The sequence below is a fragment of the Ruegeria sp. CG3 genome, from assembly GCF_056537205.1.
Window position 1 is genome coordinate 201,978 of the sequence record NZ_JBQFRC010000003.1, and the last position, 20,599, is coordinate 222,576.

Consider the following 20,599-nt stretch of genomic DNA (forward strand, 5'->3'; position numbering starts at 1 on the left):
CAGAAATCGTGTGTCGGTCGCAATGGCGGGCTTGGAATCCATGGCCCGCGCCGGTATTCATCTAAGCTTGTTCGATTACCTATCCGTCCCCCTGTTGCAAGCAACCAAAACGCCGCGTCACCACCCATGATCCCCAACAGCACGCAATATCTGGATGCTGATCCCGCCGGGATTGCAGCCGCGGCCGACCTGCTGCGTCAGGGACTGCTGGTCGCCTTCCCGACCGAGACCGTCTACGGGCTGGGCGGCGACGCCCGCAACGGCGAGGCAGTCGCCGCGATCTACGCCGCCAAGGGACGACCCAGTTTCAACCCGCTTATCGCGCATGTCGCCTCGGTCGAGGCCGCCAAACGCTATGTCGAGTGGTCGGACAATGCCGAACAGCTGGCGGCTACGTTCTGGCCCGGTCCGCTGACGCTGGTGCTGCCGCTGCGCGCGGGACATGGCGTGTCCTCACTGGTGACGGCGGGGTTGGAGACGCTGGCCGTGCGGGTGCCCGCCCACCCAACCGCGCGCGCATTGCTGAGCGCAGTTGACGGACCCGTCGCTGCCCCTTCGGCAAACCCCTCCGGTCGGATCAGCCCGACCACTGCGGCTCATGTGCGCGCCGGTCTGGACGGTCGGATCGCCGCCGTACTGGATGACGGACCCTGTTCTGTCGGGTTGGAATCGACCATCGTGGGCTTGGCCGGCACCCCCGCTTTGCTGCGGCCCGGCGGTGTCGCTCTGGAGCAGATCGAAACAGTTCTGGGCACGCGCCTGACCCGCCACAAGCCCGGAGATCTGCTGACCGCTCCCGGGCAGTTGCTGTCACATTATGCTCCGGACGCACCGGTGCGGCTGAACGCCACCGAGCGGCGCGGGGACGAGCTGCTGCTGGGATTTGGCAATGTCGACTGCGACCGCAACCTATCTGCCAGGGGTGACCTGATCGAGGCGGCGGCAAAACTGTTTGCGTATCTGCACGAACTGGACGGTACGGGGCGGCCAATTGCCGTCAGCCCGATCCCTTCCGAGGGCGTGGGGGCGGCCATCAACGACCGCCTGCGCCGGGCAGCGGCGCCACGCAATTCCTGATCAGGCCCGACCGGCGCTGGCCGACAGCGTCAGCGGATCGACACCCAGCGTGGCCAAGGCGGCCTCCCACTTTTCGTCGTCGGCAACGTCAAAGACCAGTTTCGATGTGGCATCGGTCGTCAACCAGCCATTGGCCGCGATCTCATCTTCCAGCTGTCCCGGCCCCCATCCCGAATAGCCCAGCATCAGCATCGAGTTCAGCGGCCCCTTGCCAGAGGCGATATCTTCGAGCACGTCCAGCGTCGCCGTCATGCTGAAATCACCGGCCACGTGCAGCGAATGCAGATTTGCGTCGTAGTCCGCGCTGTGCAGGACAAACCCCCGGGACAATTCGACGGGACCACCAAAATGCACAAGGCGTTCTCCGACAACCGGGATGCGGCACGCGATGTTCAACTGTTCAAGCAGTGTCTTGATCCGCAAATCCGACGGTTTGTTCACGATCAGACCCATCGCGCCGTCATCGCCGTGGCTACACAGGTACACCACTGAATGATCAAAGCGCGGATCGCCCATGCCGGGCATCGCAATCAACAGTTTTCCAGTCAGATCCATCAAAAAAACTCGTGAGGCTTATTCCCTTACAATGACCTTGCGGAACCCGGATTGGCAAGGGATCACGCCGGAAATCCCGCGATTTCTGCCGGTGACCAGAACGTGACTTGGCAAACCTGCCCGCAAGTCGCATGTATGGATCATGAGATCGCTGTTCAAACCCGTTCTGACCGTTGTTTCGGCTTGCCTGGCCCTGTCCGCACCTGCGCAGGGGCAATCGATCGACTCGATCGTCAGGCTGGACGTGATCGATGGCGGCCAATCCGAGGATGGAACCTATCTCACCGCGATCCGGCTGGATTTGGAACCCGGATGGAAGACCTATTGGCGGGCCCCCGGTGACGCTGGCATTCCGCCTGAATTCGACTGGCGCCGGTCCGGCAATGTCGGCGCGGTTGCGATCACCTGGCCCACCCCGCATGTCTTTGACCAGAACGGCCTGAAGTCCATCGGCTATGAAACCCAGCTGGTGTTGCCGGTTCGGATTACGCCCAAGGACGCATCCAAACCGGTCCGGTTGCGGGGCGAAGTCGACTTGGGGGTGTGCAAGGATGTCTGCATTCCCGCATCGTTGAAATTCGACCACGAACTGGATGCGGGCGCAGCAAGGAATCCAGCGATTGCGGCTGCGCTGGCGCAACGGCCCTTCTCTGCACGCGAGGCTGGCGTTACTGGCGCGGCCTGTCGCCTGAGCCCGACCGCGGACGGTTTGCAGGTTCAGGTCCAGATCGACATGCCCTCGGCCGGTGGTGCCGAACTTGCGGTGATCGAACCGGGGAACCCGGCCCTGTGGGCATCGCAGACTGAAACCAGGCGGCAAGGCAACCGGCTGACCGCTACGTCCGAGGTGATCAGCCCCGACGGTCAGCCCTTTGCGCTGGACCGGTCCGCCGTGCGGATCACGGTTCTGGGGACCAAACACGCGGTCGACATTCTGGGCTGCAGCGCGGGCTGAGCGGGTGCAGCGGGTTCCCCGGATCGGCGCACTGGCGGTTGTCGTAGATCAGGGCCATGTCCTGCTGGTGCAACGCATCAAGGCCCCCGATGCCGGTCTCTGGGGATTTCCGGGCGGCCATGTGGAGTGGGGCGAAACCGTCTTGCAGGCCGCCGCGCGCGAGTTGATGGAAGAAACCGGTATCGAAGCAACCCCGCAGGCATATCTGGGCAACCTTGATCTGCTGGTTCGGGATTCGGCCGGGCAGATCACCGCCCACTACTTGCTGGTCGGCGTGTCCTGCCGGTTCGGATCAGGTACTCCGATCGCAGCGGACGATGCGCAGGACGCGCGTTGGTTCCCAATCCGGCAGGTGCTGGACCGCGACCTTGCGATGAGCGCCCGGGTGCCCGACCTTCTGTCTCAGGCACTGGCCCGGGATGAAAGCCTGACATAAAGCGCCCCGGACACGGTCAGGCTGACGGCCAGAATGGCAACCGCACCGGCCGCGAACGCTCCCAGCCCCATTCTCTGCAACGCCAGACCGTCCTCGCCGCCGTACAGCCCGGACAGCACACCCAGCGGCGCGCCGGCCATAACCGGCCAGACCATCGTGACCAGCAGCCAGAGGAACATCGCCCCGCCCGTCCCCGCGGCCGCGACCCGGACCACCTTGTCTGGCGCCCGCAAGGCGCGGCGCATCGCCGTCATCGGGCGAGAAATGTCACTCAGGATCGCCAGCAACGCGGGGACCAGGAGCAGCACCAGCACCATGCCGAACCCGAGCCCGTAGACCAGCGTGATCACCGTGGGTTTGAGGAATTGCGCCTGCTGCGACCCTTCGTACAGCAACGGGGCCAGCCCCATCACCGTCGTCAGCGTGGTCAGCATCACCGGCCGCAAACGGTCAGCGGTGCCTTCTATAATCGAGGGCACCAGCCCGCGATCCTGCTGATAGCCATCGATGGTCGTTATCAAAACGATCGAGTCATTGATGATGATCCCGGTCATGCCCAACAAGCCGACGACTGTGAACATGCTAAGGGGAACGCCCCAGATGTAATGCCCCCAGATGGTGCCGACCAGACCAAAGGGAATGATCGCCATCACCACCAGCGGCCTTGTCCAACTGGCGAAGATCCAAGCCAGAACAAGGTAGATCCCGGTCAGGCACAGGATCAGGCCGGTGCGCGCCTCGGTCAGGAACTCGTCCTCCTGTTCGCTCAGACCGGCCATGCGCCACTCGACCTGATACTCGGCGGCGATATCAGGCAGGATTTCCTCGCGCATGGCGCGGGTGATTTCCGCCGCCTGGGCCGGGTCATCCTCGGAAATGTCCCCGTTCACTGCGATCACCCGCAGGCCATTTTCCCGGCGCACCGTCGAGAACCCCGACTCGCGCTTGACCGAGACGATGTCAGCCAGCGGGACATAGACCCCGTCCGGTGACCGCATCAACGTGCGTTCCAGGAAATCTGCGGTCAGCTCGCTTTCGGGCAGTTCGACCCGGATCTCGGCGCTGCGAGGACCGTCGGGGAATGTCGCCGCCTCGATCCCGTTCAAACGGTGACGCAGAACCCTGCCCAATGTCTCGATGCGGAAACCCAACGCCTCACCCTGTGCCGTCAGATCCAGAATGTATTCTTCCTTGTCATAGGCCAGATTGTCTTCCAGCGCTGAAACCTCGGGGTATTTCGACAGTTCCGCCTGCAGGGCCTCGGACGCGGATTTCAGTGTGTTCACGTCCGCGCCGAAAAGCTGCACGTCGATGGCATCACCACCCGGACCCGAGCGCCAGCCGCGGAACGTCAGCAATTCGACCTTGGGATGGCGCGGCACGAATTCCTGCAGCTCGCCCACGAATTCAAAGCTGGAATAAGGTCGCAGGTCGGCATCGATCAGCTCGATCGAGATACCGCCCAGCAAATCGCCATCCTTGCCATCGGCGGCGGACAGACCATAGCCGGCGCTGCCCCCGATCTCGGCCAGAACATAGTCGATCGGGTTGCGACCGTGGCGTTCTTCGTAGATCTGGCCCAGCTCTTCGGTGGAGCGCTGCAGAATGTGCATCATTTCGATCGTGTCGGCGCGGGTAGCGCCTTCGGCCATGATGAAATTGCCGGTGACCGAGCCCCGCTCGGGCGCGTTGAAAAACCGCCAATTGACGTCGCCCTTGATGAACAGCGCTATCTGGCTGGCCAGAATGGCGATCATCAGGGCCACGACCACGTATCGCGCCCAGATTGCCCACGCCACCAAAGGTCGGAAAAGAGTGTCGCGCACCCAGCGAAAACCCCTGTTCACAACCCGGTTGGGCCAGTCATACCAGTGTTCCTTGGCCGAATGTGCGATGGCATGCGCCATGTGGTTCGGCAGGATCAGAAAACACTCGATCAACGAGGCGATCAGTACAGCGATCACCGTAAAGGGAATGTCCCGGATCAGCTCTCCGAACCGTCCGCCAATGGCGGTCAGACCGAAAAAGGCGATCACGGTCGTGACCGTGGCCGCAAAAACCGGCATCGCCATGCGCCGGGCGGCGCGCTCGGCGGCAACGACCGGTGGCTCGCCCAGACGGCGGGCCCGGAAATCGGCGTGTTCCCCCACCACGATCGCATCATCCACCACGATACCCAGCGTGATTATAAGGCCGAACAACGAGACCATGTTGATCGACAGCCCGCCGATATACATGAAGGCGATGGCCGCCGACATGGCCACCGGAATACCGGCTGCGACCCAAAAAGCGATGCGTGCATTCAAGAATAGGAACAGCAGGCACACCACCAAGCCCAGCCCGACCAGCCCGTTGTCGATCAGAATGTCCAACCGGTCGGTGATGGCCTGCGCCCGGGTACGGATCAGCTCGACCGAGATACCATCCGGCAGGCTCGCCTGCATCTCGGCAACCACATCCTCGACCGTGTGCTGAATGTCGATCGCGTCCCCCAGGTTCGACCGGTCCACCCGGACGGACATGGCCGGATTTTCCCCCACAAAATAGCTGCGATTGCGGGTAACGCCCTCGACCCGGATCTGCGCGACATCGCCGACCACCAGCTTGGACCCGTCCGGATAGGTGCGCAAAGCGATGCGCTCGATCTCCTCCGGGGTGCGCTTTTCGACACCGGTGCGGATCCGGGCGTTTGCGCCGGTCACGTCCCCGGCCGGATTGGCCGTGACCTCGGCCGCGACCGCCGAGGCGATCTCGGACAGGGTGATGTCGTTGGCGATCAACTGCGCGGTGGGAACTTCGACCACGATGCGTGGGGCCGCAAGGCCGCGGATCGTGGTCCGCGTGACACCGGCAGCGAACAGCCGATTGATCAACTCATCCGTGAATTTGGCCAGCTGCCCGGTCTCGATCGGGCCGGTGAGGACAACATCCGTCACCCGGTCTCGCCACGCGGCCCGCCGGATGGACGGTTCTTCGGCGTCCTCAGGCAGGTTGGTCACGCTGTCGACCGCGGTGCGTACTTCTTCGACGGCGCGGCTCATGTCCCAGTTGGGTTCAAATTCCAGCGCAATGCGGGCCGATCCTTCGCGAGAGGTCGACTCGGTGCTGGCAACGCCTTCGACCGCCAACAATGCAGGTTCAAGGATCTGGACAATCCCGTTGTCCACATCCTCGGGCCCCGCACCATCCCATTCGACGTTGACATTGACCCGTTCCAGGATCACGTCCGGAAAGAACTGCGCCCGCATGTTCGGCGCCGAAGCCGCGCCAAGGACCAGCATGACCACCAGCAGAAGGTTGGCAATGGTCCGGTGACGCGTGAAATAGCTGAGGATGCCGCTGGCCGCGCCCGGGATCTCGCGCATCATGGCGCCTATCCCCCGGCCCGGTTTTCAAGCCGCCGCAGCAGAGACGACGGCACCTTCGCCTCGCTCAACTGAGCAAGAACACGGGTCTTGGCGTCCTGGGACATGCGGTCGCTGGCCTCGACCTGCGCCACCAACCGCGCGCGGTGCTCGTCCGTCAGCTCGACCATGTCCGGCTCGACCGCGGCGCTGTCTTCGATGCGAACCGGGCGCACGCGGACCCCCGACCCCAGCAGCGGGGTCCGACCCACAACGACTTCGCGCCCTTCCAGCCCGGCGCCGCGCAGCAGCACTTCGTCCCCTTGCCGGCGCACCAGTTCGACCGGGAGCGTTTCCAGCCGGTCGTCGTCGCCCAGCACCAGCACTGTGCCTTGCGCATCCAGAACCGAAGACGGGAGACGCACGACATTATCCAGCGGCTGTTCCTCGACCGAAACGGTCACGAAATCGCCGGGCTTGAACCCCGGCGCGTCATCAAGCCGGGCATAAAGCAACCGGCCGGTCTGGCCCTCGCCGGCCGACCCGCTGTCGCGGCTGATCCGACCGGTGGCGCTCAGGTCCGTGCCCGTCACCTCAAGCGAGATGGTCACCGGTGCCGGGATCAGCTTGCCCTGATCGTCCAGCAACCGCACGTATTGCGCGGTCGAAACACGGAACGCGACCTCCAGCGCAAACGGGTCGACCAGTTCGGCCAGCTTTTCATTGGCCGTGACCAGGCGCCCTTCAACCAGCGTGACACCAGTCAGCGTCCCGTCGAACCGGGCGCGGATGGTCATGTCTTCCAGATCGCGTTCCGCCGATTCCAAAGCGATACGGGCCCGCGCCAGCAACGTCGTTGCCTGATCGACGCGGGACTCGGCCTGCGCCAAAGCGATACGGCGCGACAACACGGTTTGCCGGGCCGAGGCCGCGGCCAATTCGGCCTCTTCAACGCTGGCGGTCGCGCCCACGCCACGGTCCAGCAAATCCTTCTGACGCTGCAGGGCCCGTTCCCGCAGATCCGATTGGGACTCGGCGGCCTTCAATTCATCCTGTGCCAAAAGCAGGGCGCGTTCGGCATCGCGTTCTTCAAACTGGGCATCCAGCAGGTCCGACCGCGCCCGGTCCAGCGCCGCCTGCGCATCGGCCGGGTCCAGCTCGACCAGAACTTCGCCTGCGCGCACAACCCCTCCATCCTCGAAGTTTTCCGCCAGCCCGATGACGCGGCCGCCCAGCGCCGCCCGCAACTCCAGACGCCTGCGGCTTTGAACTTCGCCAAATGCTTCCAGATAGGGGGTGGCGGTTTGTGGCTCGGCCTTCTGAACCGTGACGGCGAACACGCGTTCGCGCGCCTGCGGAGGTTTGTTGTCGCGGGTCATGACCTCTTGCACCGCGCCGGTGATCATCTGCGCAGCGACAATCAACAGCGCAAGCATCAGGGATGCCAGAAAGACACCGATGAGGCTCTGCCGCAGAAATCGCATAGATCTTTCACTCCGGTTGCAACGGGACGCCGTCTATAAATAGGTAGCCGGGCCGGAAAAAATACCAACCCACAAGGCGGTTATGAGCCGTTAAACGTACGACCAGTCTACTTCCGTCGCAGATGTTCGTCCAATCTGGGCATGATTTCCACGAAATTGCAGGGCCGGTGGCGATAATCCAGCTGTTTTTCCAAAATGCCGTCCCAGGCATCCTTGCAGGCCCCCGGGCTGCCCGGCAGCGCAAACAGATAGGTTCCGCCGGCAACGCCACCTGTGGCCCGCGACTGTACAGCCGAGGTTCCGATCTTCTCCATCGAAATCAGGGTGAAGACGGTGCCAAAAGCCTCGATTTCCTTTTCGTAGACATCGCGATGCGCCTCGACCGTGACATCGCGCCCGGTCAAGCCGGTGCCGCCGGTCGAGATTACCACGTCAATCTCGGGGTCGGCGACCCACGCCCGCAACTGCTCGGCGATCTGGGCGCGCTCGTCATGAATGATCTTGCGGTCGGCCACGGTGTGCCCCGCACGCTCGATCCGGTCGACCAATGTTTGGCCCGAACGATCTTCGGCCAGTGACCGCGTGTCCGATACGGTCAGAACAGCGATACGGATGGGGATGAATTCCATTGTTTCATCAATTCGGGACATGTCGTGTCAGGCTCTTTCCATGATGGCCAGCCGGGCCGCCAGCGCGACGAACACGCCGCCACTGACCCAGCCGAGAATTCGCGACGCCCGCGGGCTTGAAATCAGCGCTCGCCCGGCGCCGCCGGCAAATGACCCCACCAGGGCATTCACGACGAACCCGCCCACAGCGATGATCGCGCCCAGCAGCAGAAACTGAGCCAGAACCGATCCGTTGGCCGGCGAGACGAATTGCGGGATGAAGGCCAGAACGAACAGAATGATCTTGGGGTTTGTCATGTTGACAAGCATCCCCTCGCGAAAGGCATGGCCCGACGACTGCATTGGAGCGTCAGTCCGGACCGCACCGTTTCTGATGGTGCCCCAGGCCAGATACAACAGGTAGGCCACGCCCAGCCAGCGAATGACGTCGAACAGCCAGGGCACAGCCGCGACAGCCGCGCCAAGCCCCAGCCCAGCCAGCAGAACATGAACCATCAGACCGGTCGAAACACCCGCACTGGCCACGATGGCCGATCGGGCGCCCGACCGAAGCCCAAGCCCGAAGCAGAACATCATGTCAGCCCCCGGCGTCATGTTCAGCGCTATGGCGGCTGGGATGAAGGTCAACAGCGTTGCGTATTCGATCATGGATCGACCTCGAACCAATTCACCTTGGGCCCCAGATTCGCGATCCGGGTGCGACCGATCTCGCCGCGATAACCCCAGCTGTCGTGGATATGACCGCACAGAGCAAAGTCAGGTTGAATCCGTTCCACCGCGTCGCGCACCGCGCTCGATCCGATCGATTGCCCCTGCGAGGTCCGGTCGCCTTTGCCCTTGGGCGGGGCATGCGTGATCAGGATGTCGGCCGACGCGCAGCGATTGAGCAGCTCTGCGGCCTCGGCTTCGGTCAGGTCGCAGGACCAGTCACCAAATGGCGTGACCGGTACGCCATAGCCAAGTCCGAACAGGCGCAGCCCGTCCACGGTCATGCCTGTTCCGTGCAGAACATGCACGCCGTCCGGCACGGCCGCCGCCAGCTCCTCGGCGTTTTCGGCGTTGCCGGGAACCAGAACCATCGGCGCGGAAATGCCGGAAAGCATATCCATCGCCTCGTCCAGACCCTGACGCATGTTGCAATAGTCACCCGCGCCGATCACCAGGTCAGCTTCGACGCTGGCTGCCACCAATTCCGCAGCCCGATTGCGGGCCATGTGCAGGTCGGAAAAGGCCAGAATCTTCATTCCTTGTTCTCCAGATATGCGCGCAGATCCAACAGATCGGCCCAGGCCTGACGCTTGGCATGGGGCTGGCGCAGCAGATAGGCGGGGTGCAGCATGGGCAGAACCGGCAGATTCAGCGCCTGATCCCACTGCCCGCGAAGCCGCGTGATGCCGCGCTTGTTCAGAACCGCCTGGCAGCTGATGTTGCCCATCACCACCAGGACCTTTGGCTTGGACAGGGCCACGTGCCGTTCCAAAAACGGCTGCATCATCGCGATCTCGTCCGGCCGCGGGTCCCGGTTCTGCGGCGGGCGCCAGGGCAGGACATTGGTGATGTAGACGTTTTGGGCGCGGCCCAATTCGATCGCGGCCAGCATCCGATCCAGCAGCTGCCCGGCGCGGCCAACGAACGGCTTTCCAGCGCGGTCTTCGTCACGGCCCGGGGCCTCACCGACGATCATGACCGGCGCACCGGGTGTCCCATCAGCAAAAACCAACTGTCGCGCGCCACGCTTCAGATCGCAGTGTTCGAACGCCTCCAGAGCGGCGCGCAGCTGATCCAGAGACGATGCCGCAGACGCAGCCTTCTTTGCCTCGACCACCGGATCCGCCTTGGCGGGCTTTTGCACCGCGGGCTGCGCTACGGCGGATTTTTTGGCCTTTGGCGCGGTATCCGGCAATGCATAGCGGTCAACCGGCGCGTCGACGATCGCGTCGGTTACGCCCAGCTCAACCTGCCATTCCAGCAGGGCACGCGCGGTGTAAGGGTCAAGGGCCGATTCCATGACCATCAATCTACTCAGCTTTGCGGGAAGGGAAAGCAAATTGGCCTTGCCTTGGCGCATTGCCGGGCCGACGATGGTCCCCGTCATGACGCGAACCCTGGGCCTTCTGCTGATCACTCTGTTCGCCCTGCTGCCCGGCGGGTCGGAGGCGCAGTCGTTTCTCAACAATCAAGGCCAATGCCGTGGGGGCCAGTTTCAGTGCGGTCTGAAATGCTGCTCGGTCGGCCAGCGCTGCAGCTATGACGGGTTCTGCATTCAGGCCGGGGGCACCTATTGCGGCGGCGGGAGGTCCTGCGGGCCGTTCGAGAAATGCGTGGCCGGGGGCACCCGATGCGCGCCCGCGGGCGCGAACAAATGCGCCTCGCGGCTGGATTGCCCCAGCGGCTCCTTCTGCAACGCGCGCGGCGAATGCGAGCGCAGTTCGCCCGACTTCGACCCCTCTCCGCAACCGGCAACGCCCTGCGACGACGGGCGGACCTGCGCAGCCGGCTCGACCTGCCTGCCGGGCGGCGGCTGCACGCGCCCGGGCTGGTACCTGTGCGAAGAGACCGGATCGCAGTGCCGCACCGGTTTCAAATGCTCGGCCAATCAGGGCTGCGTGCCCAGAAAGGCCGTCGATTGCGGATACGGCAAGTGGTGCAGACCCGGCGAGCAGTGCCTGCCCGAAGGCGGATGCGAGAAACTGCCCGATGAGGACTGACTCCAGTTGCCCCGACGCGCTGCGCTTTCTATAAGCGGCGCGACTGTCAGACAGGAGCCCGGCCCATGCGTTTCGCCCATCGTCACCTTCTTGGCATCGAGCATCTGTCCCAATCCGACATCACCGCCATTTTGGACCTGGCCGAAAAATACGTCGATCTGAACCGGCAATCGGCCAAGCACTCGGACGTTTTGGCGGGGCTGACCCAGATCAACATGTTCTTCGAGAATTCGACCCGCACGCAGGCCAGTTTCGAACTGGCGGGCAAGCGTCTGGGCGCAGATGTGATGAACATGGCGATGCAGGCCAGCTCGATCAAAAAGGGCGAGACCCTGATCGACACGGCGATGACGCTGAATGCCATGCATCCCGACCTTCTGGTGGTGCGGCATCCGCATTCGGGCGCGGTCGACCTGCTGGCGCAGAAGGTCAACTGCGCGGTGCTGAACGCCGGCGACGGGCGGCACGAGCACCCAACGCAGGCGCTGCTGGATGCGCTGACCATCCGCCGGGCCAAGGGGCGGCTGCACCGGCTGAACGTGGCGATCTGCGGCGATGTCGCCCATTCCCGCGTGGCGCGGTCGAACCTGATCCTGCTGGGCAAGATGGAAAACCGCATCCGTCTGATCGGCCCGCCGACGCTGGTGCCCGCGCAATTCGCCGAATTCGGGGCCGAGATCTATGACGACATGACCGAGGGCCTGCGCGACGTGGACGTTGTGATGATGCTGCGCCTTCAGAAAGAGCGGATGGATGGTGGGTTCATCCCGTCGGAACGGGAATACTATCACCGCTATGGCCTGGACGCCGCCAAGCTGGCGCTGGCCAAGCCGGACGCCATCGTGATGCATCCCGGCCCGATGAACCGCGGGGTCGAGATCGACGGGACGCTGGCCGATGACATCAACCGCTCGGTCATCCAGGAACAGGTCGAGATGGGTGTCGCCGTGCGCATGGCCGCGATGGAGTTGCTGGCCCGCAACCTGAAGGAGGCGGCATGAGAGATCTGACCCTATCCGCTGGCGAGCGCGGCGTGATCCGCCTGTTCGCGCTGGACATGCGCCCCGAAGAGGCGAAGTTCCTGCGCGAACCCGGCGCGGCCGATCAGGTTCTGGGCGTCTCGGGCATGGACCCCGAGCAGATCGACGTGTTTCCAGTGTCCGACCTCGAGGATCTGGGCCTCTACGGCTATCTCAGCGACGGCTGCGGCGTGTCCGAGGACCAGCTGGACAGGGCCAAGCTGGAGTCGGTCGACGGCTGGGTTCTGGTGCTGCGCAGCGCGGCCCTGGGCGGGCGCGCGGCCACGCTGAGCCCCGACCCGCGCCTGCGCCTGATCGGCCTTTACACCGAAGAGGCCACGAATTGGAGCGGCGGCACCATCGAGACCGAAAGCGCGCGACCTTACTCGGCCACGCCCAACCCTGTTTCAAGCGGGCAGCCCCGCCGGACGGGATCGGCCGTGCTTGCGCTGATCATACTGCTGGTCATCGGAGGCGTCCTGTGGCTGATCCTGTGACCTTTGCGCCGGACAAGGGCGCCTATGTCCGCACCAACGCCTGGCTGGCCGCGGGCGCGATGGCGGGGGCGATGCTCGTGCTGTGGCTGATCGGCAATCCCTATGTCTGGACCGGCGCCCCGGCCGGTCTGGCGGCGGTGGGCGTCCGAGCGTGGTACCTGGCCTCGGAGGAACTGGTGGCCAACTGGCAGATGACCGACACCGCCCTGACCGGCCCGGGCGGGCGCAGCGTGCCGCTGAACCAGATCGCGGCCGTGAACACGATGGGCAGCTTCGTGCAGATCGTCACCAAAGGCGGCGACAAGCACCTGATCAAGTACCAGGCCGACCCGGCCGCCACCAAAGCCGCGATTGAAAGGGCAATGGCATGACCAACCTGATCTTCACCAACGCCCGCCTGATCGACCCCGAAGCCGGAACCGACACCCTGGGCTGGCTGCATGTGGCCGACGGGCGCATCTTGGCCAGCGGCGACGGTCCGGCGCCCGAGGCGGACGCGCAGGTGATTGATTGCGGCGGTCAGTGTCTGGCCCCCGGCATCGTCGATATCGGCGTCAAGGTCTGCGAGCCGGGCGAGCGACACAAGGAAAGCTACAAATCCGCGGGCCTTGCCGCCGCGGCCGGAGGCGTGACCACAATGGTCACCCGCCCCGACACCCTGCCTGCGATCGACACGCCGGAAACGCTCGAGTTCGTCACCCGACGCGCGCAGGCCGACACGCCCGTCAACGTGCTGACCATGGCCGCTCTGACCAAGGGCCGCGACGGGCGCGAGATGACCGAGATCGGGTTTCTGATGGATGCGGGCGCGGTGGCTTTTACTGACTGCGACCATGTGGTGACGGACACCAAGGTATTTTCCCGCGCGCTGACCTATGCCCGGGCCTGCGGCGCGCTTGTCATCGCCCACCCACAGGACCCGGGGCTGAGCCATGGCGCCGCGGCCACCAGCGGTAAGTTCGCCGCCCTGCGCGGTCTGCCCGCCGTTTCGCCCATGGCCGAGCGTATGGGGCTGGACCGCGACATCGCCTTGCTGGAAATGACCGGCGCGGCCTATCACGCCGATCAGATCACCACGGCCCGCGCCCTGCCTGCACTGGAACGGGCCAAGCGCAACGGGCTGGACATCACCGCCGGCACCTCGATCCACCACCTGACGCTGAACGAGCTGGACGTGGCCGACTATCGCACCTTCTTCAAGGTCAAGCCGCCGCTGCGCTCCGAGGACGACCGGAAGGCGGTTATCGAGGCCGTTCGGTCCGGCCTGATCGACACGATCAGTTCGATGCACACGCCGCAGGACGAGGAAAGCAAACGCCTCCCGTTCGAAGAGGCGGCCTCGGGCGCGGTGGCGCTGGAAACCCTGCTGCCGGCCGCACTGCGCCTGTATCATGCCGATCAACTGGACCTGCCGACCCTGTTCCGGGCCATGACACTGAATCCGGCGAAACGACTGGGGCTGGACTGCGGCCGCCTGAGCGCGGGCGCCCCGGCCGATCTGGTTCTGTTCGACCCGGATGTGCCCTTCGTGCTGGACCGGTTCACGCTGAAATCGAAATCGCAGAACACCCCGTTTGACGGACAGCAGATGCAGGGTAAGGTCGCCGCAACCTACGTTGCAGGCAAAGAAATTTTCCGGAGATCCTGATGCCCGTTTTCGACAGCTCGACGACCCAACTGATTATCTGGGCCGCGATCGGATACCTGATGGGGTCGGTACCTTATGGCATGATCGTTGCGCGAGTGATGGGGCTGGGCAACCTGCGCCAGATCGGGTCCGGCAATATTGGTGCCACCAACGTGTTGCGCACTGGCAGCAAGGCGGCGGCGGCGCTGACTCTTCTGTTCGACGCCGGCAAAGGCGTGGTCGCGGTCCTGCTGGCCCGGGCACTGGCCGGCGACGATGCCGCCCAGGTCGCGGCGCTGGCGGCTTTTGTCGGCCATTGCTACCCGGTCTGGCTGAGCTTCAAGGGCGGCAAGGGCGTGGCAACTTTCCTGGGCCTGTGGCTGGCGCTGGACTGGCGGGTGGGCGTTGCGTGCTGTCTGACATGGCTGGTCGCTGCTGCGATCTGGCGAATCTCGTCCCTCGGCGCGCTGGCCGCGGCAGCCCTGTCGACAACATGGGTGATGATCCTGACGGACGGGTCGACCTTTTTGCTGGGCGTCGTTCTGACGCTGCTGATTTACTGGCGCCACCGCGAGAATCTGGCCCGCATCAAGGCGGGAACAGAGCCCAAGATCGGGAAATCGTGACCGCGCCGGTCGACTTTTTGGACGCATCCTTTGCCTTGCCGGCGGGTTCCTTCACCGGAACCGCAAACGGTCGAAGCTACTCGGTCACGCGGCTGGCGATGGCGGGCGGCAAATCGCACAAGCTGGTCGCCCATGAACGGGGTGGCGCAGACTACATCAGTATGAACCTGTACCTGACGGATCAGAGCGGCGCTTTGCTGCGCCCCTGCGAGATGCCTGCCGCCAAGGTCGTACGCTTTGTTCTTGCCCTGGTACCCGACAGCTGAACCGCGGACCGACCTGCGCAGGCGAACAGACCGCTTGGCATTTCCGCACATTCACGTTTGATTGCTTTGAACGTGATCGCGGCCTTTCCCACCTCAGTTTCCGTGACGCTCAATTACCGGGTGCACGAAACGCAATTTCGGTGCTGGAACGCCCGCGCTTGGACATGCCGGGCAGCCCCGATCACGAAAGGTGGAACCATGAACAAGATCAAATCCCTGTTGGGCGGCGTGGCGCTGTCCGTGGCAATCGCAAGCTCGGCCCTGGCGGCCGGCGTGGAAATCAACGCCTCGTCGACCGGCCTGGCGATGCAGGGTTACGACCCTGTGGCCTATTTCACCGAAGGCGAGCCGACCAAAGGCAGCTACAAGATCACGGCGTTGCACAACGATGCGCTGTACCGTTTTGCCACCGAAGAGAACAAGGCCGCGTTCGAAGCCAATCCCGAGGCCTACCTGCCCGCCTACGGCGGCTACTGTGCCTTCGGAGCGGCCATGGGGTTCAAGTTTGACGGCGATCCGACCTACTGGAAAATCGTGGACAACAAATTGTACCTCAACCTGTCGGAAGACATCCAGCAGCGTTGGGAAGGCGACATCCCCGGCTTCATCGAAAAAGCCAGCGTCAACTGGGAAACGATCGCCGACAAGGATCCGGCCGAACTGCAGCAATAATCTGCTGAACTGGCGGCAAGGATCGGCGGCAGAATGCCTCTGCCGCCGATCGTGATTTGAAGCCCCACGACCCCGAACCTATCTGATCAGAACAACACTCCAAAAGGGCGGCAAGCCGCAGACCTTGCGGAAATCCGGGTCGGAATAACAGCGAAAAACCAATGATCCGGTCCACCGACCGGAACGTAATGATCAATACAAACCTTCAGGCCAACGAAAGGCCGAGGCAGATAACTTCCAACGAAAGGATAGCAGGATGACGAGCAAACTGGCACTTTTGACCACCGTTGCAACTTTTGCAGCCGGCACCGCCATGGCGCAGTCCTCGGGCGATTGGACCGGATTCTATGCAGGTGCGCAGGTCGGCTACGCGGATATCGGCACCAGCCTGTCCGGTGTGGACGGAGACGGCGCTATCGGCGGTCTCATCCTTGGTTACGACTATGATCTGGGCGACTGGGTTGTAGGCGGCGGCTTTGACTATGACTGGTCTGACGTCGACCTTTCGGGTGCCGCAACGGTCGAAGACGTCTGGCGGCTGAAAGCCCGCGCCGGCTACAAGGTCAACCCGCAGGGGCTGCTGTATGGTGTCGCTGGTTACGCGGATGCGGGAACCGACACGCTGGGCAGCGACGATGGTTGGTTCATCGGCGCCGGCTATGAACAGATCGTCGCGCCGAACGTCAGCATCGCGGGCGAGCTGCTGTACCACGAGTTCGACAATTTCAACTCGACCGGTGTCGACGTGGATGCAACCACGTTCCAGATCCGGGCGGCATACCGCTTCTGATCCCTCGCGCAGAATCGAACGGGCCCGGCACGGCGTGCCGGGCCTTTTTCATGGCACCAGGATTGTGCTTCCGGTTGTCTGCCGCGCCTCCAGTGCGCGGTGCGCCTCAGCGACCTGATCCAGTTCAAAGCGTTGATCGATGTGAATCTTGACCTCGGCGCCGGCCACCTTGCCGAACAACCGCCGGGCCATGGCCTGACATACGGAATGGTCCGCAATATGGGTGAACAGCGTCGGCCGGGTGATTTTCAACGACCCTTTCTGCCCAAGAATGCCTATGTTGAATGGTGGCACGGGTCCAGACGCGTTGCCGAAGGAAATCATCATCCCCAATGGCTTGAGGCAGTCCAGCGACCCTTCGAACGTATCGGCACCGACAGAGTCCATGACCGCATCGACCCCTTTGCCGCCGGTAATCTCGGCCACGCGGGACGCAAAATCCTCGGTCCGGTAGTTGATGCAGTGTGTGGCGCCGTTGAACTGGGCCAGACGGCACTTGTCATCGGTCCCGGCCGTACCGATCAGCTTGATGCCTTCGGATTTGGCCCACTGGCACGCGATCAGGCCGACACCCCCGGCGGCGGCATGGAACAGAACCGTATCACCACGTTTCAGCGGCGTGGTGCGGTGAAACAAGTATTCAACCGTCAAGCCCTTGAGCATCATGGCCGCCGCGGTCTCGAATGAGATGCCGCCAGGCAAAGGGCACACCTGTGACGCGGGCATCACCCGCGCTTCGCAATAAGCACCGGCCGGCACCGCGGCATAGGCCGCCCGCTGGCCCGGTTTCAGATGGGTCACGCCCTCACCGACTGCCTCGATCACCCCGGCGGCTTCCATTCCCAGCGCGTGCGGCAGTTCCATCGGATACAGACCGGTCCGCTGGTAGACATCAATAAAATTCAGACCGCAGGCGTGATGGCGGATCCGAACTTCACCCCGTCCCGGGTCACCCAACGGTCTATCCTCGATCTTCAGCACCTCGGGGCCGCCGGTTTCGTGAATGACTACGGTACGCGCCGTTTTCTGCATGCTGACCTCCTTTTGCCTGGATCCAAGCTATCACTTCGGCGCCGCAGGGCAATCCGGCGATCTCGCAAGGGTGAACCAGGATTGGAAAAAACTGTGGTACACTAGGGTCAGGCGTTGCCGGGTCATCCGGCCACGGGCAACTTTTCGCCGGATGCATCCTGCGGCGCACCTGCGCCAAGGAAAGGGATGACAATGGCAAAGACAATCGGAAACCCGATCAGTTGGACCGCGCAGCAACTCGGCGCGACCAGCGATCACATCGCTGAAAACGTAACGGGCATCGGCAGCGCTGACACCCAGCATCTGCCGACGGTACAAACGCTGACGTTGCAAGACTTGCGAGAGTGCCTGCGCGCCGGATACGAAGACTTTCTGGCGATCCGGGCCGATGCCATTTTCATCGTTCTGATCTACCCGATCGCTGGGCTTTTGATGTTCGGATTCGCCATGCAAGCCAACATGGTGCCGCTTCTGGCTCCTCTGGTGGCCGGGTTTGCGCTAATCGGTCCGGTCGCTGCACTGGGCTTGTACGAGATCAGCCGCAGGCGGGAACAGGGGCACGAGGTTCACTGGCTGGACGCGCTGGGTGTTTTCCGATCCCCCTCGTTCGGCGCCATACTGGCACTGGCCTTTTATCTTGTCATGCTGTTGCTGGTCTGGCTGATGGTGGCACACGGCATCTATGTCGAAACACTGGATCCGCAGCCGCCAGAGACGCTGGGCCAATTTCTGACACAGGCTCTGACCACCGGCCCCGGCTGGACCATGATCATCGTCGGATCGGCGGTTGGGTTCCTGTTTGCTCTGGTGGCCTTGGCCGTCAGCGTTGTCAGCTTCCCGTTGCTGCTTGACCGCAAGGTCGGCCTGCCCGTGGCCGTTGTCACCTCGGTCCGGGTCCTGCGGCACAATCCGACCGTGATCCTGACCTGGGGCTTCATCGTCGCCGCGCTGCTGGTTCTTGGTGCGATCCCGCTGCTTTTGGGCCTGATCGTCGTAATGCCTGTCTTGGGGCACGCGACATGGCACCTATATCGACGCGCCATCGCCTGAGCAAAGCGCGGGGCAACCCCCCGCGCTGATAGGCCTAGCCTGATACTTTCAAAACGATCTTGCCAGTGTGGCCGGAGCTTTCCATTCGAGCATGCGCAGCGGCGGCATCGGCCAGATCAAATTCGCTGTCCATGACCGGGGCAACTTTTTCAGCCTCAAGCAGCGGCCAGACCGCCTCATGCAGATCCTGCGCGATGCGCGCTTTGGCCAGATCGCTCTGTGGCCGCAGCGTGCTGCCGGTCAGGGTCAAGCGTTTGACCATCATCAGTGCAAAGTTCAACTCAACGACGGGTCCTTGCAGAAACGCGATCTGAACCAGCCTGCCATCTTCGGCCAACGCCTTGACGTTGCGAGGGATGTAATCGCCGCCAACCATGTCGAGAATCAGATCCGCCCCACCTTCGGCCCGCATGGCAGCAACAAAATCCTCGGACTTGTAGTTGATCGCCCTCTCGGCCCCCAGGTCCAGACAGGCCTGGCATTTCTCGTCCGAACCGGCCGTCACGAAGACCCGGGCTCCGAAAGCGTTGGCCAGTTGAATGGCCGTGGTACCGATCCCGCTCGATCCCCCATGTACAAGGAACCGTTCGCCAGCCTTCAGCCCGCCACGAGTGAACACGTTTGACCAGACCGTAAAAAAGGTTTCGGGCAGGCAGGCGGTCTGTTTCAGGCTCAGGCCCGAGGGCACAGGCAGGCAGTGTGCCGCCGGTGTCGCCACGTATTCTGCATACCCGCCGCCGGGCAACAACGCACAGACCTGATCCCCCAGTGCCAACCCCGAGACGCCGGACCCGATGGCCACCACCTCGCCCGAAGCCTCGAGCCCGGGAAGGTCGCTGGCCCCCGGTGGCGGATCATAGGCCCCGGCCCGCTGCAGAGCGTCTGGGCGGTTGACGCCGGCATAGGCCACTTTCAAAACCACCTGACCATGACCCGGCTCGGGCATGGGGCGTTCCGTCAGTTGCAGAACGTCCGGACCTCCGGGCGTGGTGATCTCTATGGCGCGCATCATCTGGGGCATTGGCAAAACTCCTTTGCGCAATGGGTATCAGGCGAATCGGAAAAGGCCCAGCAACAAGAGGCGGTTACTTGCGCGGGTTCAGAAGACCCGGCAGATCGGCCCGCATCCTGACTGGCGCCCGAACCTGACTTGCCAGCCAGTTGGGAACCGCAAGGAACGGTTTGAACAGCGGATTGTTGTTCACCTGCGCCTTGAGCTTCTCGAACTGCATCACATCCGCAATGCGGCGATCCAGGAATTCCCAGGTCCGCTGGTGGTCCGGGCTGTCATCGCCCAACCAGAACAAGAGGGTCGAGGAATACACACCCGACAGTGTTGCGCGTTTGGTGTACCAGTTGACATCATCCGAAGTGTCGCCCAGCGCATCCCAGATCAGGTCACAGGTGCCCCAGACCGCTTTGGCGCCATCTGCTGCATATGACGGCAACGAAAACAAAGTCACGCCTCGGCGCACCGCCTCCCTGTCGGGGACAGCCTGCAGGCGGAAGCGCACTGCGGCGGCAATCCTGTCGCGGAACTTCAGATCGCTCAGGTCCTCGGAGTTCAGCCGTTCAAGCATCTCGGCGTCCCCGCGGGCGTGAAATGCGAGCGCCAGATCCACGGCGCCCCGCGGGCAGATGACACGGGCCAGACCTTCGTCCAGATCGCAGTCGGCAATGGCCGCGCGAAAGCTCTCTTCGGACCAACCATCAAAAGGAACATGGGTCAGAATTGCGTCCAGCAATTGCTGTTTTGCATCTTCATAGGTCACGGTCATGGCGGTCCTCCGACTGTTGTGCCCAGTACTAGACAAGTTAGGTCCGCTTTGCTA

The 20,599-nt window shown here is 63.4% G+C and carries 23 protein-coding genes; 13 read left to right on the forward strand and 10 right to left on the reverse strand.

The annotated features are described in order from the left end of the window. Nucleotides 1-126: 126 nt before the first annotated feature. Complete coding sequence (locus ACR0NB_RS14345; protein ID WP_480776038.1) at nucleotides 127-1,077, forward strand: L-threonylcarbamoyladenylate synthase; 951 nt, start codon at nucleotides 127-129, stop codon at nucleotides 1,075-1,077. Here ACR0NB_RS14345 and ACR0NB_RS14350 read toward each other — a convergent pair whose 3' ends face one another. Continuing rightward, complete coding sequence (locus ACR0NB_RS14350) at nucleotides 1,078-1,632, reverse strand: YqgE/AlgH family protein (RefSeq protein ID WP_093963536.1); 555 nt, start codon at nucleotides 1,630-1,632, stop codon at nucleotides 1,078-1,080. A 142-nt stretch (nucleotides 1,633-1,774) separates the two neighbouring features. On the opposite strand from ACR0NB_RS14350, the gene ACR0NB_RS14355 reads away from it, so the two are divergent. Together ACR0NB_RS14355 and ACR0NB_RS14360 are read left to right on the forward strand one after the other, a co-directional pair. Beyond that, nucleotides 1,775-2,587, forward strand: coding sequence for a protein-disulfide reductase DsbD domain-containing protein (locus ACR0NB_RS14355; RefSeq protein ID WP_170456542.1), 813 nt, complete (start codon nucleotides 1,775-1,777; stop codon nucleotides 2,585-2,587). Between the two features lie 4 nt (nucleotides 2,588-2,591). After that, entirely contained in the window at nucleotides 2,592-3,023 is a 432-nt protein-coding gene (locus tag ACR0NB_RS14360; protein WP_480776039.1) for an NUDIX hydrolase, read from the forward strand. Here ACR0NB_RS14360 and ACR0NB_RS14365 read toward each other — a convergent pair. The 6 genes from ACR0NB_RS14365 to ACR0NB_RS14390 form a co-directional block, all read right to left on the reverse strand. Then, nucleotides 2,990-6,391 carry an efflux RND transporter permease subunit gene (locus tag ACR0NB_RS14365; RefSeq protein ID WP_480776040.1) on the reverse strand — a complete coding sequence of 1,134 codons (3,402 nt, stop codon included), beginning with the start codon at nucleotides 6,389-6,391 and terminating at the stop codon, nucleotides 2,990-2,992. The two genes, ACR0NB_RS14360 and ACR0NB_RS14365, sit on opposite strands and share 34 nt — an antisense overlap. A gap of 5 nt (nucleotides 6,392-6,396) precedes the next feature. Beyond that, nucleotides 6,397-7,851 (reverse strand): efflux RND transporter periplasmic adaptor subunit, encoded by a 1,455-nt coding sequence (locus tag ACR0NB_RS14370; RefSeq protein WP_170360035.1) that lies wholly within the window; start codon nucleotides 7,849-7,851, stop codon nucleotides 6,397-6,399. A 107-nt stretch (nucleotides 7,852-7,958) separates the two neighbouring features. Further along, on the reverse strand, nucleotides 7,959-8,501 hold the full coding sequence (gene moaB / locus ACR0NB_RS14375) for a molybdenum cofactor biosynthesis protein B (protein WP_480776041.1): 543 nt from the start codon (nucleotides 8,499-8,501) through the stop codon (nucleotides 7,959-7,961). A 6-nt stretch (nucleotides 8,502-8,507) separates the two neighbouring features. Further along, the gene (locus tag ACR0NB_RS14380) at nucleotides 8,508-9,128 is read right to left on the reverse strand and encodes a LysE family translocator (protein WP_480776042.1); all 621 of its coding nucleotides are present in this window, start codon (nucleotides 9,126-9,128) and stop codon (nucleotides 8,508-8,510) included. Next, complete coding sequence (locus ACR0NB_RS14385; protein WP_170367588.1) at nucleotides 9,125-9,724, reverse strand: metallophosphoesterase family protein; 600 nt, start codon at nucleotides 9,722-9,724, stop codon at nucleotides 9,125-9,127. The genes ACR0NB_RS14380 and ACR0NB_RS14385 overlap by 4 nt, the downstream gene beginning before the upstream one ends. Beyond that, complete coding sequence (locus ACR0NB_RS14390; protein ID WP_480776043.1) at nucleotides 9,721-10,488, reverse strand: uracil-DNA glycosylase; 768 nt, start codon at nucleotides 10,486-10,488, stop codon at nucleotides 9,721-9,723. Before ACR0NB_RS14390 ends, ACR0NB_RS14385 begins: the two co-directional genes overlap by 4 nt. On the opposite strand from ACR0NB_RS14390, the gene ACR0NB_RS14395 reads away from it, so the two are divergent. The 9 genes from ACR0NB_RS14395 (at nucleotide 10,487) to ACR0NB_RS14435 (ending at nucleotide 16,685) form a co-directional block, all read left to right on the forward strand. Beyond that, nucleotides 10,487-11,188 (forward strand): scavenger receptor class F, member 2, encoded by a 702-nt coding sequence (locus tag ACR0NB_RS14395; protein ID WP_480776044.1) that lies wholly within the window; start codon nucleotides 10,487-10,489, stop codon nucleotides 11,186-11,188. The two genes, ACR0NB_RS14390 and ACR0NB_RS14395, sit on opposite strands and share 2 nt — an antisense overlap. A 65-nt stretch (nucleotides 11,189-11,253) precedes the next feature. Then, the gene (locus ACR0NB_RS14400) at nucleotides 11,254-12,189 is read left to right on the forward strand and encodes an aspartate carbamoyltransferase catalytic subunit (RefSeq protein ID WP_005979082.1); all 936 of its coding nucleotides are present in this window, start codon (nucleotides 11,254-11,256) and stop codon (nucleotides 12,187-12,189) included. Beyond that, entirely contained in the window at nucleotides 12,186-12,704 is a 519-nt protein-coding gene (locus ACR0NB_RS14405) for a hypothetical protein (protein ID WP_480776045.1), read from the forward strand. Before ACR0NB_RS14400 ends, ACR0NB_RS14405 begins: the two co-directional genes overlap by 4 nt. Then, entirely contained in the window at nucleotides 12,689-13,075 is a 387-nt protein-coding gene (locus ACR0NB_RS14410; RefSeq protein WP_480776046.1) for a hypothetical protein, read from the forward strand. The genes ACR0NB_RS14405 and ACR0NB_RS14410 overlap by 16 nt, the downstream gene beginning before the upstream one ends. After that, the gene (pyrC, locus tag ACR0NB_RS14415; protein WP_480776047.1) at nucleotides 13,072-14,352 is read left to right on the forward strand and encodes a dihydroorotase; all 1,281 of its coding nucleotides are present in this window, start codon (nucleotides 13,072-13,074) and stop codon (nucleotides 14,350-14,352) included. The genes ACR0NB_RS14410 and pyrC overlap by 4 nt, the downstream gene beginning before the upstream one ends. Then, nucleotides 14,352-14,957: a glycerol-3-phosphate 1-O-acyltransferase PlsY gene (gene plsY, locus ACR0NB_RS14420; RefSeq protein WP_170360019.1), complete on the forward strand. Its 606-nt coding sequence runs from the start codon at nucleotides 14,352-14,354 to the stop codon at nucleotides 14,955-14,957. Before pyrC ends, plsY begins: the two co-directional genes overlap by 1 nt. Continuing rightward, nucleotides 14,954-15,223 (forward strand): hypothetical protein, encoded by a 270-nt coding sequence (locus ACR0NB_RS14425; RefSeq protein ID WP_480776048.1) that lies wholly within the window; start codon nucleotides 14,954-14,956, stop codon nucleotides 15,221-15,223. Before plsY ends, ACR0NB_RS14425 begins: the two co-directional genes overlap by 4 nt. A 198-nt stretch (nucleotides 15,224-15,421) precedes the next feature. Continuing rightward, nucleotides 15,422-15,895: a YHS domain-containing (seleno)protein gene (locus tag ACR0NB_RS14430; RefSeq protein WP_093963550.1), complete on the forward strand. Its 474-nt coding sequence runs from the start codon at nucleotides 15,422-15,424 to the stop codon at nucleotides 15,893-15,895. Between the two features lie 256 nt (nucleotides 15,896-16,151). Then, a complete protein-coding gene (locus ACR0NB_RS14435) occupies nucleotides 16,152-16,685 on the forward strand; it encodes an outer membrane protein (protein ID WP_093963551.1) in 534 nt (177 codons plus the stop codon). Nucleotides 16,686-16,733: 48 nt separating this feature from the next. Here the strand turns inward: ACR0NB_RS14435 and ACR0NB_RS14440 are convergent, their stop codons facing one another. Beyond that, nucleotides 16,734-17,717 (reverse strand): quinone oxidoreductase family protein, encoded by a 984-nt coding sequence (locus ACR0NB_RS14440; protein ID WP_480776049.1) that lies wholly within the window; start codon nucleotides 17,715-17,717, stop codon nucleotides 16,734-16,736. A 192-nt stretch (nucleotides 17,718-17,909) separates the two neighbouring features. Between ACR0NB_RS14440 and ACR0NB_RS14445 the strand changes: the two genes are divergently transcribed. Then, nucleotides 17,910-18,767: a DUF2189 domain-containing protein gene (locus ACR0NB_RS14445; RefSeq protein ID WP_480776050.1), complete on the forward strand. Its 858-nt coding sequence runs from the start codon at nucleotides 17,910-17,912 to the stop codon at nucleotides 18,765-18,767. Between the two features lie 34 nt (nucleotides 18,768-18,801). On the opposite strand, the gene ACR0NB_RS14450 is transcribed toward ACR0NB_RS14445, so the two are convergent. Both ACR0NB_RS14450 and ACR0NB_RS14455 read right to left on the reverse strand, forming a co-directional pair. Continuing rightward, a complete protein-coding gene (locus ACR0NB_RS14450; RefSeq protein WP_480776051.1) occupies nucleotides 18,802-19,788 on the reverse strand; it encodes an NAD(P)H-quinone oxidoreductase in 987 nt (328 codons plus the stop codon). Nucleotides 19,789-19,852: 64 nt separating this feature from the next. After that, nucleotides 19,853-20,545 (reverse strand): COQ9 family protein, encoded by a 693-nt coding sequence (locus tag ACR0NB_RS14455; protein ID WP_170391776.1) that lies wholly within the window; start codon nucleotides 20,543-20,545, stop codon nucleotides 19,853-19,855. Nucleotides 20,546-20,599: the final 54 nt, after the last annotated feature.

Coding starts and splice junctions, on each gene's coding strand:
- ACR0NB_RS14350 (WP_093963536.1), bottom strand. CDS start 1,632: ATGGATCTGACTGGAAAACTGTTGATTGCGATGCCCGGCATGGGCGAT.
- ACR0NB_RS14430 (WP_093963550.1), top strand. CDS start 15,422: ATGAACAAGATCAAATCCCTGTTGGGCGGCGTGGCGCTGTCCGTGGCA.
- ACR0NB_RS14400 (WP_005979082.1), top strand. CDS start 11,254: ATGCGTTTCGCCCATCGTCACCTTCTTGGCATCGAGCATCTGTCCCAA.
- ACR0NB_RS14345 (WP_480776038.1), top strand. CDS start 127: ATGATCCCCAACAGCACGCAATATCTGGATGCTGATCCCGCCGGGATT.
- ACR0NB_RS14440 (WP_480776049.1), bottom strand. CDS start 17,717: ATGCAGAAAACGGCGCGTACCGTAGTCATTCACGAAACCGGCGGCCCC.
- ACR0NB_RS14455 (WP_170391776.1), bottom strand. CDS start 20,545: ATGACCGTGACCTATGAAGATGCAAAACAGCAATTGCTGGACGCAATT.
- plsY (WP_170360019.1), top strand. CDS start 14,352: ATGCCCGTTTTCGACAGCTCGACGACCCAACTGATTATCTGGGCCGCG.
- pyrC (WP_480776047.1), top strand. CDS start 13,072: ATGACCAACCTGATCTTCACCAACGCCCGCCTGATCGACCCCGAAGCC.
- moaB (WP_480776041.1), bottom strand. CDS start 8,501: ATGTCCCGAATTGATGAAACAATGGAATTCATCCCCATCCGTATCGCT.
- ACR0NB_RS14395 (WP_480776044.1), top strand. CDS start 10,487: ATGACCATCAATCTACTCAGCTTTGCGGGAAGGGAAAGCAAATTGGCC.
- ACR0NB_RS14385 (WP_170367588.1), bottom strand. CDS start 9,724: ATGAAGATTCTGGCCTTTTCCGACCTGCACATGGCCCGCAATCGGGCT.
- ACR0NB_RS14445 (WP_480776050.1), top strand. CDS start 17,910: ATGGCAAAGACAATCGGAAACCCGATCAGTTGGACCGCGCAGCAACTC.
- ACR0NB_RS14435 (WP_093963551.1), top strand. CDS start 16,152: ATGACGAGCAAACTGGCACTTTTGACCACCGTTGCAACTTTTGCAGCC.
- ACR0NB_RS14405 (WP_480776045.1), top strand. CDS start 12,186: ATGAGAGATCTGACCCTATCCGCTGGCGAGCGCGGCGTGATCCGCCTG.
- ACR0NB_RS14370 (WP_170360035.1), bottom strand. CDS start 7,851: ATGCGATTTCTGCGGCAGAGCCTCATCGGTGTCTTTCTGGCATCCCTG.
- ACR0NB_RS14380 (WP_480776042.1), bottom strand. CDS start 9,128: ATGATCGAATACGCAACGCTGTTGACCTTCATCCCAGCCGCCATAGCG.
- ACR0NB_RS14390 (WP_480776043.1), bottom strand. CDS start 10,488: ATGGAATCGGCCCTTGACCCTTACACCGCGCGTGCCCTGCTGGAATGG.
- ACR0NB_RS14450 (WP_480776051.1), bottom strand. CDS start 19,788: ATGCCCCAGATGATGCGCGCCATAGAGATCACCACGCCCGGAGGTCCG.
- ACR0NB_RS14365 (WP_480776040.1), bottom strand. CDS start 6,391: ATGATGCGCGAGATCCCGGGCGCGGCCAGCGGCATCCTCAGCTATTTC.
- ACR0NB_RS14355 (WP_170456542.1), top strand. CDS start 1,775: ATGAGATCGCTGTTCAAACCCGTTCTGACCGTTGTTTCGGCTTGCCTG.